We start from the raw sequence: 13,735 nt of genomic DNA, 5'->3' as shown, positions 1-13,735 counted from the left end.
CAATGTCGCACTCCCGCGATGTCATCGTCATCGGTCTCGGCGGCATGGGCAGTGCCGCCGCCTACCATCTGGCGGCCCGCGGCCACCGGGTGCTGGGGCTCGAGCGGTTCGGCCCGGCCCACAACCGCGGCTCCAGCCACGGCGGCTCCCGCATCATCCGCCAGGCATACTTCGAGGACCCCGCCTACGTACCGCTGCTCCTGCGCTCCTACGACCTGTTCGCGAAGCTGGAACGCGACACCGGCCGCACTCTCGCCAACCTGTGCGGCGGCGTGATGGTGGGCCGCCCGGACAGCCACGCCGTCTCCGGCAGCCTCCGCTCGGCCCGGCGGTGGGGCCTGCCCCACGAGTTGCTGGAAGCCGCGGAGATACGCCGCCGCTTCCCGACCCTCACTCCCGCGGACGACGAGGTGGCGCTGTACGAGGAGCGCGCCGGGTTCGTCCGCCCCGAGGCGACCGTGACCGCCCATGTGCAGCTCGCCCAGCAGGCCGGTGCCGACCTGCGGTTCGAGGAGCCGGTGACCGGCTGGCAAGTGCTGCCCGGCGGCAGAGGCGTACGGGTGCACACCGCCGACGACGTCTACACCGCGGGCCACCTGGTGGTCTGCCCCGGCGCGTGGGCGCCGCGCCTGCTCGCCGACCTCGGCGTCGACTTCGCCGTCGAGCGGCAGGTCATGTACTGGTTCCACCCGCGCGGCGGCACCGCCGCCTTCACCCCCGAACACCAGCCCGTATACGTGTGGGAGGACACGGACGGTGTGCAGTTCTACGGGTTCCCGGCGATCGAGGGCCCGGAGGGCGGGGCGAAGACCGCCTTCTTCCGCAAGGGCGCACTGTGCGATCCGGAGACCATCGACCGCACCGTGTCCGAAGCGGAGGCCGCGGCGATGGCCGCGCACTTGCGCACCCGTCTCCCGGACCTGCCCGGGCGGCTGCGCAAGGCCGTCACGTGTATGTACACCACCACCTCCGACGAGCACTTCGTGCTGGCCCGGCACCCGGAGCACCCCGACGCGGTGACCGTGGCCTGCGGATTCTCCGGGCACGGCTTCAAGTTCGTGCCCGTCGTCGGCGAGATCGTCGCCGACCTGGCGCTCGACGGCGCCACCGAGCACCCCATCGAACTGTTCGACCCGCTCCGGGAGCCGCTGAAGGCCCCGCACCGCCAGTTCGCCACTCCCGAGGGAGAAACCACATCATGACGACCGCTGTCGGCAGCCTGCTGGCGACCCTGCCAGGAGACCGCTACACCGATCCGGAGAACTTCCGGCGCGAGCAGGAGCGCATCTTCGAGACCGAGTGGTTCTGCGCGGTCCGCTCGGCCGACCTCGACAAGCCCGGCGCCTACCGCACCGTCCAGGTGGGCCGGGAAAGCGTGCTGATCACCCGCAACCGGCGGGGTGAGCTGCGGGCCTTCCTCAACGTGTGCCGGCACCGCGGCGCACGGCTGTGCACCGAGCAGGCGGGTGAGGTGCGGCGCAGCCTCCAGTGCCCGTACCACGCCTGGACCTACGACCTGGACGGCAAGCTGACCGCGGCGCCCAATCTGACCCGGATGCCGGACGTGGACCGTTCCTCGTACGGGCTGCACACCGTGGCACTGCGCGAGTGGCTGGGCTACGCCTGGGTGTGCCTGTCACCCGAGCCGCCGCCGTTCGAGCAGACGGTGATGGGGGACGTCGCCGACCGGCTCGGCGGAACCGACGTGATCGGGCACTACGCGATCGAGTCGCTGGCCCTGGGCCGACGCCACACCTACGACGTGGCGGCCAACTGGAAGCTCGTCATCGAGAACTTCATGGAGTGCTACCACTGCGCCACCATCCACCCCGAACTGACGGAGGTGCTACCGGAGTTCGCCGACGGGTTCGCGGCGCAGTACTACGTGGGGCACGGGCCGGAGTTCGCCGCCGAGGCGCAGGGGTTCACGGTGGACGGCAGCGCGGGCTTCGACCGGCTGCCGGGCGTTCCGGACGCCCATGACCGCCGCTACTACGCCATCACCATCCGGCCGCAGGTGTTCGTCAACCTGGTGCCGGACCATGTGATCGTCCACCGGATGTTCCCGCTGGCCGAGGACCGCACGGTGATCGAGTGCGACTGGCTGTACGCGCCCGAGGTGATCTCCGCGGGTGCGGACGTCTCGCACTCGGTGGAGCTCTTCCACCGGGTCAACCTGCAGGACTTCGACGCCTGCGAACGCACCCAGCCCGCCATGGCCTCCCGTGCCTACCGGCACGGCGGGGTGCTGGTCCCCAGCGAGCACCACATCGGTGACTTCCACACCTGGGTCACCGACCGGCTGACAGACCCGGGCTGAGCGACCCGGTCCGAGCCCCGGCGCCGCGGCGTGATGGGGTGGGGCGCATGCACAGCGCGTCCCACCCCCCGGTCGGCCAGGCCCTGGCCGCGGCACGACTCGTCATCTTCGACTGCGACGGGGTCCTGGTCGACACCGAGCGGATCGGGCCCGAGGTCATCGCCGCCATGGCGACCGAAGCGGGCTGGCCGCTGACCCCGGCCGACGTACTGGAGAAGTTCCTGGGCACCCCGGAGCCGTATCTGCTGGCGCAGGTACGCGCCCACGCGAAGGTGCCGGTGGACGAGGGCTGGCTGGTGGAGTACCGCTCGCGGGTGGCCGCCGCTTTCGACGCGGCCCCGCACACGATGCCGGGCGTAGCCGAGTTGCTGGACGCGCTGGACGCGCGGGGTGTCCCGTACTGCGTCGCCAGCAGCGGCAGCCATGCGCGGATACGCCACTCGCTGAAGGCCACCGGCCTGTGGGAGCGCTTCGCTGGGCGGATCTTCAGCGCGGAGGACGTCCGCGAGGGCAAGCCGGCGCCCGATCTGTTCCTGCACGCGGCGGCCGTCTGCGGTACCCCGCCCGCGGAGTGCCTGGTCATCGAGGACAGCCCGGCGGGCGTCCGCGCAGCCCACGCCGCGCACATGCCGGTCCTCGGCTATACGGGAGGGCCGACCCCTGCCGAATGGCTCGCGGAGGCCAGCGCGGGGACACTTGCGGACCTCCACGACCTCACCGTTTGACAATCGGCACCCGGCGTGGGGGCTGCGCTTGCCCACCCTGCGCCCCTGGCGCAGACTGCCCAAGCACAGCGGAGACGGTGCCTCCTCAGGGGCGCAGGGAACTGCTCCCCCAGCCTCCGGCCAGGAGGTGCCCCCACAGCCACAGAGACAACCGCAGCCTGCAACGCACATCAAAGGGCAGCCCCTCCCCGGAAGCGGTCGCCGGATCAGTCCAGCGCCGCCCTCAACCGCTCACGGTCGCGCTCCGGAAGATGCGGGGCGTAGTGCTCGAACAGGGCCTCCCGCCCCAACCGCGCCGCGCGACCCCCGTCCGAGGCCCGCAGAGCGGCGAGGATCTCACGGTGGTGGACAACCGAACGCCGCATCCACTCCCCCGCGTCCCCATCCCGCTCCGCGCGGACCAGCTCTCCCTCGATCGCGTCCACGACCGCATCGTGGACCGCCCGCGCGCACAGCGCGAGCAGCGCGTTGCCGCTGGCCTCGGCGACGACGCGGTGGAACTGGGCGTCGGCCTCGCTGAAGGCATGCGGGTCGCACGAGACGCACTCCCCCATCCTGTCGGCCAACTCCGTCAGCCGGCGCAGATCCTCCTCCGTGTGCAGCCGAGCCGCGAGCCGGTAGCTCTCGGCGTCCAGCACCATCCGGAACTGGATCAGCTCGGCCAGTGAGGACAGGTGGGAGCGGGCGAGACGGCCGAGTGCGTGGCTGAGGGTGTCGGGTGAGACGCCCAGCACCTCGGCGCCCAGCGGATCGCCAGGCCGGGAGCGGATCAGCCCGGAGGACTGGAGGACCCGCAGCGCCTCGCGGATGGTCGAGCGGCCGACGTCGAATTGGCGCACCAACTCCCGCTCGGCGGGCAGCCGGGAGCCGGGCGGTAGTTCGCCGGCGAGGATGCGCTCCTCGATCTGCTCGGCGACGCGCTGGTAGGCGCGCACCGGGCGCACCGGCTGGAATCCGATCCGAACAGGCGACTCGGCCGACATCGGCGCCCCTTCTCGTGTTCGTGCTGTGTTCCGCATGGTCTTCGGTGTGTCGATCCTGTGCCGACCCCTTGACCGTGGCGGTGGCCCACCAGCAGAGTACGGTCGATCAACTGGTCTGACCAGTCGCCTGGCCCTAACTGTGCGGGCCGACGGCTGGGACAGGGACGTGGAGGAGCCATGCATTCCGGTCCCGGCGCTCTGCCGTGGGATTCCCTGCTCGACACCGAGGCGGCCATCGCCTTCACCCAGCAGCTGGTGCGGCTGCGCACCGTCAACGCCGAGGGCGCCGAGAGCGTGGAGAGACCGGCCGCCGAGCTGGTCTCGGAGCTGTTCACCCGGTTCGGCTGGGAGCACACCGTCTCGGAGGTGGCACCGGGCCGCCCGAACGTGGTCGCGGTGGTCGAGGGCGGCGGGGGCCCGGGCCCCACGCTGATGTTCGAGGGTCACACGGACGTGGTGACCGAAGGCGATCCCGCGGACTGGAGCGTGGACCCGTACGGCGCCGAGATCCGCGACGGGAAGATGTGGGGCCGCGGCACGGCCGACATGAAGTCCGGCGTGGCGGCGATGATCTACGGCGTGCGCGCCCTCCAGCAGGCGGGCCCCTTCCCCGGCCGGGTGGTGCTGGGCGTCATGGCCGACGAGGAGGGCATGATGCTCGGCGCCAAGGCGTTCGCGGCCTCCCCGCTGGCCGCCGAGGTGGACGGCGTCGTCGTCTGCGAGCCCGAGGGGTACGAGGTGTGCACCTCGGCGCGCGGCGGCATCCGGCTGCGGCTCGATCTGACGGGCGTGATGGCGCACGGGGCCATGCCGCAGGAAGGCCGCAGCCCGATCGCGGCGGGCGCCAGGATCGTCGAGGCGCTCGGTTCGGTGCAGGAGTGGGCCACCGTGCGCTTTGGTACGCATCCGCACGCCGGTTCGGTGACGGTGACCCCGACCGTACTGCTCGGCGGCGACCCGGACCAGCTCAACGTCATCCCGGCGCACGGCGTCGTCGGCGTCGACGTACGCACCATCCCCGGCACCGACCACACCGAGCTGACCGAGCGGGTACGGACCACGGCCGAGCAGGCGGCGGCAGCCTTCGGGGTCGAGGTGCGGCTGACCGTCGTGGACGACCGGCCCGCCATCGAGATCGCCGAGGACCATCCCGTGGTCCGCGGGCTGGTCGCCGCACACACCCGGGTGCACGGCTCCGCACCGGCGTTCGGCGCAGTGCCGGGCACCACCGACGGCACGATCCTCACCCGGGACGCCGGACTGCCCACCGTCGTCTACGGCCCGGGCGGCAAGTGGATCGCACATCAGAAGGACGAGTTCGTGGAAGTGCGAGAGATCGGCGAGTACGCCCGGGTGTACGCGGCGGCGGCACATCACTTCCTCACCGACGGAAAGGGAGGCGCAGCCGCGTGAACCTGTGGCAGGGCAAGGAGTTCCCCGACGGGCTTCCGGTCGGCGACAGCTGGGTTGCGGCACCAGACCACCAAGTCGTCTCGTTCCCGTACGACTCAACACCCGTGGCACCGGCCCCGGTCGGCGACCCGGAGCTGGCCCGGCAGGCGGTCGAGCACGCCACCGCGCTGCGCCGCACGGTCGCGGCCCTGACCACCCGCACCCGCCGCGCGGTCCTCGCCGGGGTCGCCGAAGCGCTCGACAGCGTGGCGGCGGGCATGGAGGACCTGCTGGTCCTGGAGACGGGCAAGCCGCGCGTCGACTGCCGCACGGAGGTGACCCGGGCCGTGGCCACCTGGCGGGCCGCTGCCGACGAGGTGGTGCACATCCACGGTGAGACGGTGCCGCTGGACGGGCTCTCGTCGGGCGACGGGATGACCGGCTTCTGGACGCGGCGGCCGGTCGGAGTGGTCGTCGGGATCGCCGGATTCAACTATCCGATGATGCTGGCCACTCACAAGATCGCACCCGCGCTGGCCGCGGGCTGCCCGGTGATCGTCAAGCCGGCTCCGGCGACGCCGCTGGCGACACTGTGGCTGGTGAACCTGGTGCGCGAACAGCTGGTCGCCCAGGGCGCACCGCCCGGCGCGGTGCAGTTGGTGACCGGCGATGTGGAGGTGGGCAGGACGCTCACCACCCACGAGGCGGTCGCCGCGGTCTCGTTCACCGGCTCGGCCGCCGTGGGCCACCGCATCGCCAAGGACGCGGCGCCCCGCAAGGTGGTGCTGGAGCTGGGCTCCAACGCGGCGCTGGTCGTGGCCGCCGACGCCGATCTGGACGCGGCCGCCGACGCGGTGGTGCGCGGCGGCTACTACGCCTCGGGGCAGGCGTGCATCGCCGTACAGCGGGTCATCGCCGAGGCGCCGGTCGCCGCCGAGCTGGAGCGGCGGATCGCCGAGCGGCTGGCGTCGGTGCCGGTGGGCGACCCGCGCGAGGAGAGCACCCGGGTGGCGGCGCTGATCGACGAGGCGGCGACCGAGCGGGTGCTGGCATGGGTGGAGCGGGCGCGCGCGGCGGGCGCCCGGCTCGTGGCGGGCGGCGAGCGGGCGGGCCGCTGTCTGACGCCCACGCTGCTGGCCGAAGTGGCGGACGGCCAGCCGGCCTGGGACGAGGAGATCTTCGGCCCGGTCGTCTGTCTGCGCTCCGTACCCGATCTGGACGCCGCCTTCGCCACCGTCGACGCGAGCCGCTACGGACTGCACGCGGCGGTCTTCACCCACCGTCTCGATGTCGCGTTCCGCGCGCTGGAGGAGCTGGACGTCGGCGGCGTGGTGATCAACGAGGTGCCCGGCTACCGCTGTGACGTCGCGCCCTACGGCGGCGTCAAGGACTCCGGCATCGGCCGGGAGGGGCCACGGTTCGCGATCGAGGAGTTGACGGTGACGAAGATGGCGGTGATCAAGCCGTGAGCGCGGACAGCGGCCGGGGCGCCGAGGTGGACTACGGCCGGCTCTTCCGGCTGGACGGCAAGCGGGTGGCCGTGGTCGGCGGCGGCAGCGGTATCGGCCGTGCGGCGGTGCGTGCCCTCGCCGCGCACGGCGCCCGAGTCGTGGTCGCCGACCGGGACGCGGCGGGCGCCGAGGAGACCGTGCGACTCGCGGGGTCCGGCGCTTCCCCGTACCCACTCGATGTACTGGACGAGGAGGCGCTGACCCGCGCCGCCGCCGACTGGGGCCCGCTGGACGGCCTGGTGGTGACGGTCGGCGTCAATGTGCGCAAGCGGATCGCGGACTACACCGTGGCGGAGTTCGAGCGGGTGATCGCCCTCAACCTGCGGGCGCACTTCTCACTGGTGCGGGCCTGCGCCCCGGCGATGGCGGAGCGCGGCCGGGGCTCGGTCGTCTCCCTCGCCTCCATGCGGGCCTTCCAGGTCGAGCCGGGCCAAGGCGTGTACGCGGCCGCCAAGGCGGGCCTCGTCCAACTGCTGCGCACCGCCGCCGCCGAGTGGGGGCCGCAGGGCGTGCGGTTCAACGCCGTGGCCCCCGGCGTGGTGCGCACCCCGCTCACCGACCAGATCGCCGCCGACGCCGAGTGGTACGACGCCTACGCACGGGCCTCCGCGCTGCAGCGGTGGGCGCGGGCCGACGAGATCGCCGGCGCCGTGGTGTACCTGATCTCCGACGCCGCCACCTTCGTGACGGGCAGCGTGCTGACGGTCGACGGCGGGTGGACCGCCGTCGACGGCCGGTACGACCCCGCCCTGTGACTCCCATGCCGTTACCGGCCGTCTCCCGAGGAGCAACCCGCAATGTCCGAGCACCACCGCCCGCCGCAGGGGGACGACGACCCCCTCGCCGGGCTTCCCCGTATCGGAGCCAGGCGCCCGGCGCTGTGGCTCCTGCTCGTCCCCGCCGTCCTGTACTGCGCGGCGCCCGTGGTCGCGAACCGGATCGAGCCCCGTATCGCGGGGCTGCCCTTCCTCCTGTTCTGGATCGTGGCCGCCACGGTCGTGAGCCCCCTCGTCATCTGGGCGGTCTCGCGGCTGGACCCGGCATTCCGGCAGGGCGCCGTCGAGCCCCTCCCGGTCGACGACGAGGGAGGCCCGCGATGAACGGATCGGCGGCGATCGCCACCACGATCTTCGGTCTCGCCATGGTGGCGACCCTGGCCATCGGTGTGCTCAGCGCCCGGGGGCGGGACAAGGGCATGGCCGAGTGGTCGGTCTCCAGCCGGGGCCTCGGCGTGCTGTTCATCTGGCTGCTGATGGCGGGCGAGACCTACACCAGCTTCTCGTTCCTGGGCACGGCAGGCTGGTCGTACTCGATGGGCGTGCCGATCCTGTACCTCGTCGCCTATCTGACGACCGGCTTCGCGGTGGCGTACGTGGTCGGGCCCGCGCTGTGGACGTACGCGAGCCGGCACCGGCTGCTGTCCATAGCCGACATGGCTGAACACCGCTTCCGCTCCCGACCGGTGGGGATATTGGTGGCGGTCACGGCGACCGTTTTCATCGTTCCCTACGTGCAGGTGCAGATCCAGGGCATGGGGGTGGTGGTGAACGCGATGACGTACGGCAGCGTCGATCTGCACGTCGCCGCCGTGATCTCCTTCGTCGTCGCGGAGGCGTTCATCCTCGTCTCCGGGCTGCGCGGCTCGGCGTGGGTGAGCGTGCTCAAGGACGTGCTCGTCATCGTGGCGGTGGTCTTCCTCGCGGTGTGGGTGCCGCTGCACTACCTGGACGGGTACGGGGACTTCATGACGCGGATGGTCGAGGAGAAGCCGCAGTGGCTGACCTTCCCCGGCCATGAGTCGGGCGGGCTGAACGGCACCTGGTTCGTCTCCACGCTGCTGCTGAACGCCGTGACGATCTCCATCTTCCCCACCACCGTCGCCGGCTACCTCAGCGCCAAGAGCCCCAACGCGCTGCGCCGCAACGCGCTGCTGCTGCCCTGGTACCAACTGCTGCTGTTCATCCCGATGATGGTCGGTGCCGTCGCGTTGTTCGCGCTGCCCGCGCTGGACAACCCGGACCTGGCGCTGTTCCGGCTGGTGACCGACTCGCTGCCGGCGCCGCTGGTGGCGGTGATCGGGGTGGCGGGCGCGCTGTCGGCCATTGTGCCGATGAGCGTCTTCATGCTGGCCATCGGCACCCTGTGCGGCCGGACCCTGCTGGGCGGCGGCAACGGCTCCGACCCGCGCAGCCGCGCCGGGCGCTCGGGCCCGGGCGGCGCCGACGATGTACGGATCAAGCGGCTGTCCCAACTGGTGTGCTTCGTGGCCGGGCTCGTGGCCCTGCTGGGTGCCCTCTTCTTCCCGAACACCCTGGTGCAGCTGTCGGTCCTCTCGTACGAGGGGCTGGCGCAGCTCGTGCCGCTGGCGCTGCTCTCCCTGTTCTGGCGGCGGCTGAGCGCGGTGGCCGGGGTCGCGGGCATGCTGGTCGGGCTCGGCGTGGTACTGCTGCTGTGGTGGACGGACAACGACCCCTGGCACGGGATCAACGGCGGCCTGCTGGGTCTGGCGGCCAACCTGCTGGTGGCCGTCGCACTCACCTACGCCCGGCCGTCCGCGCCCGGAACGGCACCGGCACGGCAGACCCCGTCGCCGGAGCAGGAACCGGCGTGATCCCCGAGGAGGCACGAGCGTGGACGTGACCAGGTACGAGGTCCCCGGTCTTGAGCAGCCCGTCGAGATCCTGGTGGACCGCTGGGGCGTACCGCATCTGTACGCCGCCTCCCGGGCCGACCTCTTCCTGGCGCAGGGCTTCAACGCGGCCCGCGAGCGGCTCTTCCAGCTCGACCTGTGGCGGCGGCGGGGGCTTGGGCTGCTGGCCGAGGTGTTCGGCGAGCAGTACGTCGAGCACGACCGCGCTGCCCGGCTGTTCCTGTATCGGGGCGAGATGGCGGAGGAGTGGGCCGCGTACGGGCCCGGGACGGAGGAGATGGCGCACTCCTTCGTCGCGGGGCTCAACACGTATGTGGCGCACGCGCGGGGTTCCGGCGCGCTCCCTCCCGAGTTCGCGGCCCTCGGCTTCGAGCCGTCGTACTGGGAGCCCGGTGATCTGGCCCGGATCCGCACCCACGGGCTCTTCTACAACCTGCGCGAGGAGGTGGCCCGGGCGCGCACGCTCCGCGATTTCGGCCCCGAGGTGGAGGAGCTGCGCAGGGCCCGCGAGCCGGAGGGCCACCGGCTCCGTGTCCCCGAGGGCCTGGACCTGGAGGTCATCCCCGACGACGTGCTCCGCGTCTACGACCTGGCCACCGTCCCGCCCTGGGAAACCGGCACCCCGCCCCGCCAGGGCCTGGACGGCAGCAACAACTGGGTGCTGGCACCCTCCCGCACCGCCACCGGACGGCCGCTGCTGGCCAACGACCCGCACCGGGCCGTCACCCTGCCCTCGCTGCGCTACCTCGCCCATCTGTCCGCACCGGGTCTCGACGTGATCGGCGCCGGTGAACCGGCACTGCCAGGCATCTCCATCGGGCACAACGGCCGAATCGCGTTCGGACTGACGATCTTCCCGATCGACCAGGAGGACCTGTACGTCTACCGCACCGACCCGGAGGACCCGCACTCCTACGCCTACGGGGACGGCTGGGAGCCGATGACGTGCGTGACCGAGGACATCCCGGTCCGGGACGCGGAGCCGGTGCGGGCCCGGATGTGGTTCACCCGGCACGGTCCCGTCATCTGCGAACGCCCCGAGCGGCAGGCCGCGTTCGCGGTGCGCGCCGCCTGGCTGGGCCCCGGGATGGCGCCGTATCTGGGCAGCGCGAGCTACATGGGCGCCGAGAGCCCGGACGCGTTCCTCGCAGCCATGCGCCGCTGGGGCGCGCCGGGTGAGAACCAGGTGTACGCGGCGCCCGACGGCACGATCGGCTGGCGCCCGGCCGGCCGCGTCCCCCGGCGGCGCGGCTGGGACGGCACGTTGCCGGTGCCCGGCGACGGGCGCTACGAGTGGGACGGCTTCCTGGACGCCGACGAGCTGCCGGCCGAACGCGACCCCGAACAGGGCTGGTTCGCCACCGCCAACCAGCACAATCTGCCGCCCGACTACCCGCACACCGAGCGGCCCGTCACCCACGACTGGTACGCGCCCTTCCGCCACCAGCGGTGCGCCGAAGCCCTCGCGGCGCGGCACGACTGGACGGCCGAGGACTGCGTACGGCTCCAGACCGACTACGTCAGCCTGCCCGCGCGGCGCGTGCTGCCGCTGCTGTCCGGGTTGGAGAGCACGGACCCCCGCGTACGGACCGGCCTCGCGCTGCTGCGCGGCTGGGGCGGCGAGCTGCGCGCCGACTCGGCCGCCGCCGCGCTGTTCGAGGTGTGGTTCCGGCGGCATCTGCGGCTGGCGCTGCTGCGGCGGGCGCTGAGCGGGCTGGTGCCGGCGGAGCGGCTGGACGAGGCGCTGGCGCGGGTGTTGCCGGTGGAGGGTGACTCGGGTGACCCGCGTGTCGGGCTCCGGCTTTTGGGTGCGCCCGATCCGGACGGCGAGCGCGCACAGTTGCTCCTGACAAGCCTCGGTACAGCCGTGACAGCCGTCGCCGGGCTGCTGGGCGAGGACCCGGACGGCTGGTCCTGGGGCGCCCTGCACCGGGCCGAACTGCACCATCCGGTGGCCCGGCTGCTGGCCCGCCAGGGGGTGACGGAGGCTCCCGGCTGGTGCGGCCTCGGTCCCCTCCCTCGTGGCGGGAGTGGCGACACGGTGGGTGCCGCCGCGTACCTGCCGGACTTCCGGCAGAACGCCGGGGCGAGCTTCCGGATGGTGGTGGACGTCGGCGCCTGGGACAACTCCCTCGCCATGAACTCCCCCGGCCAGTCCGGCGACCCGCGCTCCCCCCACTATGCGGATCTCTTCGAGGACTGGGCCGCGGATGGGGCGTTCCCTCTTGTCTACTCCCGCCCTCGCGTGGAGGCGGAGACGGTGCGGCGTCTGGTCCTCTCCCCGGCCGCCGTGGACTTGAACTGACTGACTCAAGTGCGTCGGGAGACGGGGGTTGCCACGCGGCGAAGTTCGGGGGCATAGCGATAGAGCATGATCGGGGGTTCGTCGGGACCCGTGACGACCCTCAACCGGTAGATGTACGGGGCCGGTCCGGTCACCTGGACGATCTCCCCGGTGCGGCCACTCTTCACGTCCCTCGCGGTGTCGCCGACCTGCCACATGTCACACGCTCCGAAGGCCGCGCCGCCCGGGCTGGGCATCAGGGTTGTGCTTGAGATGCAGGTGCCGCCCCTGCAACGCCTCCAAATCTGCGGCGCTCCTGTCGTCGCACGCTCCTCGGGCCCGACTGATCATCATCCGGAACCACTCGCAGTCCTGGCATCCGCCGTTCATCGCTGTGCTCATGCTTACTCGTTCGTCGGGCATAGCCCCGCCTCCCTAGTTGCGCTGTGTGGTGAGAACAACACAACCGGCGGTACTCTTGGCTCGCTTGAACGCGAGGACGCAAGCGAGCGACAACCTGCGTCTGACCGTTCTAGATACAGAGAGGCTGGTCGCAGATGGCAAGGAAGCGGAATCGGGTCAGTGACTTGAACCCAGTGGCGCCTACCTCGTTCGGGGAAGACGTCAAGCGCGTGAGGCAGGCGCGCGGACTGCTGCAGAAGCACTTGGGCACCGCCACCGGTTACAGCGAGGGCTATGTCAGCAAGGTCGAAAAGGGCACCATCACTCCGTCGATGAAGTTCGCAAAGGGCTGCGACGTCGCGTTCGGCACCGGTGACTTGTTCGCCGAACAGTTACGGCGGCTCATGGATGTCGACCACCCCGACTGGTTCGCACCCTTCGTAGAGCTGGAGAAAGCAGCGTCCGAAATCTGCGACTACAGCACGAACCTGATCTTCGGCGGCGTACAGACCCGGGAGTACGCACGTGCGCTGCTGCGCTCCGGACAGCCGCTCGACACTCCTGAGCAGACGGCCGCCAAAGTCGATCTGCGGATGGAACGGCGCAAGCTGCACGAGAACGATCGCCCACCGCTCCTGTGGCTGGTGCTGGACGAATCGAGCCTGCGGCGCAGGGTAGGCGGAGACGCAGTGATGCGTGATCAGCTTCGTCACCTGGCAGCTATTGCGGACTACCCGGCCGTCACGGTTCAGGTGCTGCCGTTCGCGTCGGGTGCGCCTCCGGCTGAGTCGCCGTTCACACTGCTGAAATTCCCGGACGACCACTCCTCTGTCCTGTACTCGGAGGGCCAGGGAATCGGCCGTGTGATTGACTCTCCCGAGCACGTAGGAACCGCCCAAAACCTGTTTGACCGGCTGCGCGCGGATGCACTGTCGCCGGCTCAGTCACTCAGCTTGATCCAGAGCGTGATGGGAGAGCGCACTCGATGAGCACGACCAGCGGACCTTGGCTCAAGAGCAGCTACAGCGGCGGGCAGGGCGGCAACTGCCTCGAGTGGTTGCCCGCTTCGGTGGTGACCGGTGTGGTCCCCGTGCGCGACAGCAAGGACACCGACCGAGCACCGCTGCGCTTCTCAACGGCAGCCTGGACCACGTTCGTCGGTAGCATGAAGCACTCCGCACGCCGATAAGCAGACTCAGCTTGGCCCAGAGCGTGATAGGAGAGCACACACCATGACCACAACCAACGGGCCGTGGCACAAGAGCAGCTACAGCGCCGGCAACGGCGGGCAGTGCCTTGAATGGGCGCCGTCCCAGGCGCGAACGGGCACCGTCCCCGTACGGAACAGCAAGGACACCGACCGAGCACCGCTGCGCTTCTCAACAACTGCCTGGACCACCTTCGTCGGTAGCATGAAGCACTAAAGCGCTTTGCACAAGGCCGTGAACTGGGCATCTCCGATACCCGC

The 13,735-nt window shown here is 71.3% G+C and carries 14 protein-coding genes; 12 read left to right on the top strand and 2 right to left on the bottom strand.

Going from position 1 to position 13,735, the window contains the following annotated elements; all coding sequences use genetic code 11:
• The first annotated feature begins 2 nt into the window (after positions 1-2).
• From solA to JW592_RS12290, 3 genes are read left to right on the top strand one after another with little or no spacing between them, the layout of a single operon-like run.
• Entirely contained in the window at positions 3-1,202 is a 1,200-nt protein-coding gene (gene solA / locus JW592_RS12300; protein ID WP_209265043.1) for an N-methyl-L-tryptophan oxidase, read from the top strand.
• Entirely contained in the window at positions 1,199-2,320 is a 1,122-nt protein-coding gene (locus JW592_RS12295; protein ID WP_209265041.1) for an aromatic ring-hydroxylating oxygenase subunit alpha, read from the top strand. The genes solA and JW592_RS12295 overlap by 4 nt, the downstream gene beginning before the upstream one ends.
• A gap of 47 nt (positions 2,321-2,367) precedes the next feature.
• Positions 2,368-3,045: an HAD family hydrolase gene (locus JW592_RS12290; protein WP_209265039.1), complete on the top strand. Its 678-nt coding sequence runs from the start codon at positions 2,368-2,370 to the stop codon at positions 3,043-3,045.
• Between the two features lie 206 nt (positions 3,046-3,251).
• Here the strand turns inward: JW592_RS12290 and JW592_RS12285 are convergent, their stop codons facing one another.
• The gene (locus tag JW592_RS12285) at positions 3,252-4,028 is read right to left on the bottom strand and encodes a FadR/GntR family transcriptional regulator (protein ID WP_229375807.1); all 777 of its coding nucleotides are present in this window, start codon (positions 4,026-4,028) and stop codon (positions 3,252-3,254) included.
• Between the two features lie 177 nt (positions 4,029-4,205).
• Here JW592_RS12285 and JW592_RS12280 point away from each other — a divergent pair, with 177 nt between their 5' ends.
• Genes JW592_RS12280 through JW592_RS12255 form a run of 6 tightly spaced genes read left to right on the top strand, consistent with a single transcriptional unit; the run spans position 4,206 to position 11,886 of the window.
• Complete coding sequence (locus JW592_RS12280) at positions 4,206-5,441, top strand: M20 family metallopeptidase (RefSeq protein WP_209265037.1); 1,236 nt, start codon at positions 4,206-4,208, stop codon at positions 5,439-5,441.
• Positions 5,438-6,889, top strand: a complete 1,452-nt coding sequence (locus JW592_RS12275) for an aldehyde dehydrogenase family protein (RefSeq protein WP_209265035.1) — start codon at positions 5,438-5,440, stop codon at positions 6,887-6,889. The genes JW592_RS12280 and JW592_RS12275 overlap by 4 nt, the downstream gene beginning before the upstream one ends.
• Positions 6,886-7,686 carry an SDR family NAD(P)-dependent oxidoreductase gene (locus tag JW592_RS12270; protein ID WP_307805387.1) on the top strand — a complete coding sequence of 267 codons (801 nt, stop codon included), beginning with the start codon at positions 6,886-6,888 and terminating at the stop codon, positions 7,684-7,686. Before JW592_RS12275 ends, JW592_RS12270 begins: the two co-directional genes overlap by 4 nt.
• A gap of 42 nt (positions 7,687-7,728) precedes the next feature.
• Positions 7,729-8,031: a DUF3311 domain-containing protein gene (locus JW592_RS12265; protein WP_209265033.1), complete on the top strand. Its 303-nt coding sequence runs from the start codon at positions 7,729-7,731 to the stop codon at positions 8,029-8,031.
• On the top strand, positions 8,028-9,542 hold the full coding sequence (locus tag JW592_RS12260) for a sodium:solute symporter family protein (RefSeq protein WP_209265032.1): 1,515 nt from the start codon (positions 8,028-8,030) through the stop codon (positions 9,540-9,542). Before JW592_RS12265 ends, JW592_RS12260 begins: the two co-directional genes overlap by 4 nt.
• 19 nt (positions 9,543-9,561) lie before the next feature.
• The gene (locus JW592_RS12255; protein WP_209265031.1) at positions 9,562-11,886 is read left to right on the top strand and encodes a penicillin acylase family protein; all 2,325 of its coding nucleotides are present in this window, start codon (positions 9,562-9,564) and stop codon (positions 11,884-11,886) included.
• A gap of 5 nt (positions 11,887-11,891) precedes the next feature.
• Here JW592_RS12255 and JW592_RS12250 read toward each other — a convergent pair whose 3' ends face one another.
• Positions 11,892-12,122, bottom strand: a complete 231-nt coding sequence (locus JW592_RS12250; RefSeq protein ID WP_229375805.1) for a hypothetical protein — start codon at positions 12,120-12,122, stop codon at positions 11,892-11,894.
• 300 nt (positions 12,123-12,422) lie between these two features.
• Here JW592_RS12250 and JW592_RS12245 point away from each other — a divergent pair, with 300 nt between their 5' ends.
• The 3 genes from JW592_RS12245 to JW592_RS12235 are packed head-to-tail and all read left to right on the top strand — an operon-like array spanning position 12,423 to position 13,691.
• Positions 12,423-13,256 (top strand): helix-turn-helix domain-containing protein, encoded by an 834-nt coding sequence (locus JW592_RS12245; RefSeq protein ID WP_209265030.1) that lies wholly within the window; start codon positions 12,423-12,425, stop codon positions 13,254-13,256.
• Positions 13,253-13,456, top strand: a complete 204-nt coding sequence (locus JW592_RS12240; RefSeq protein WP_209265029.1) for a DUF397 domain-containing protein — start codon at positions 13,253-13,255, stop codon at positions 13,454-13,456. The genes JW592_RS12245 and JW592_RS12240 overlap by 4 nt, the downstream gene beginning before the upstream one ends.
• Before the next feature lie 43 nt (positions 13,457-13,499).
• A complete protein-coding gene (locus JW592_RS12235; RefSeq protein ID WP_209265028.1) occupies positions 13,500-13,691 on the top strand; it encodes a DUF397 domain-containing protein in 192 nt (63 codons plus the stop codon).
• The last annotated feature ends 44 nt before the right edge of the window (positions 13,692-13,735 follow it).

Source organism: Streptomyces spirodelae (assembly GCF_017676385.1).
Taxonomy (GTDB): domain Bacteria; phylum Actinomycetota; class Actinomycetes; order Streptomycetales; family Streptomycetaceae; genus Streptomyces; species Streptomyces spirodelae.
Note: the sequence above shows the minus strand (reverse complement) of the source record. Positions and strands in the feature narration are given on the sequence as shown.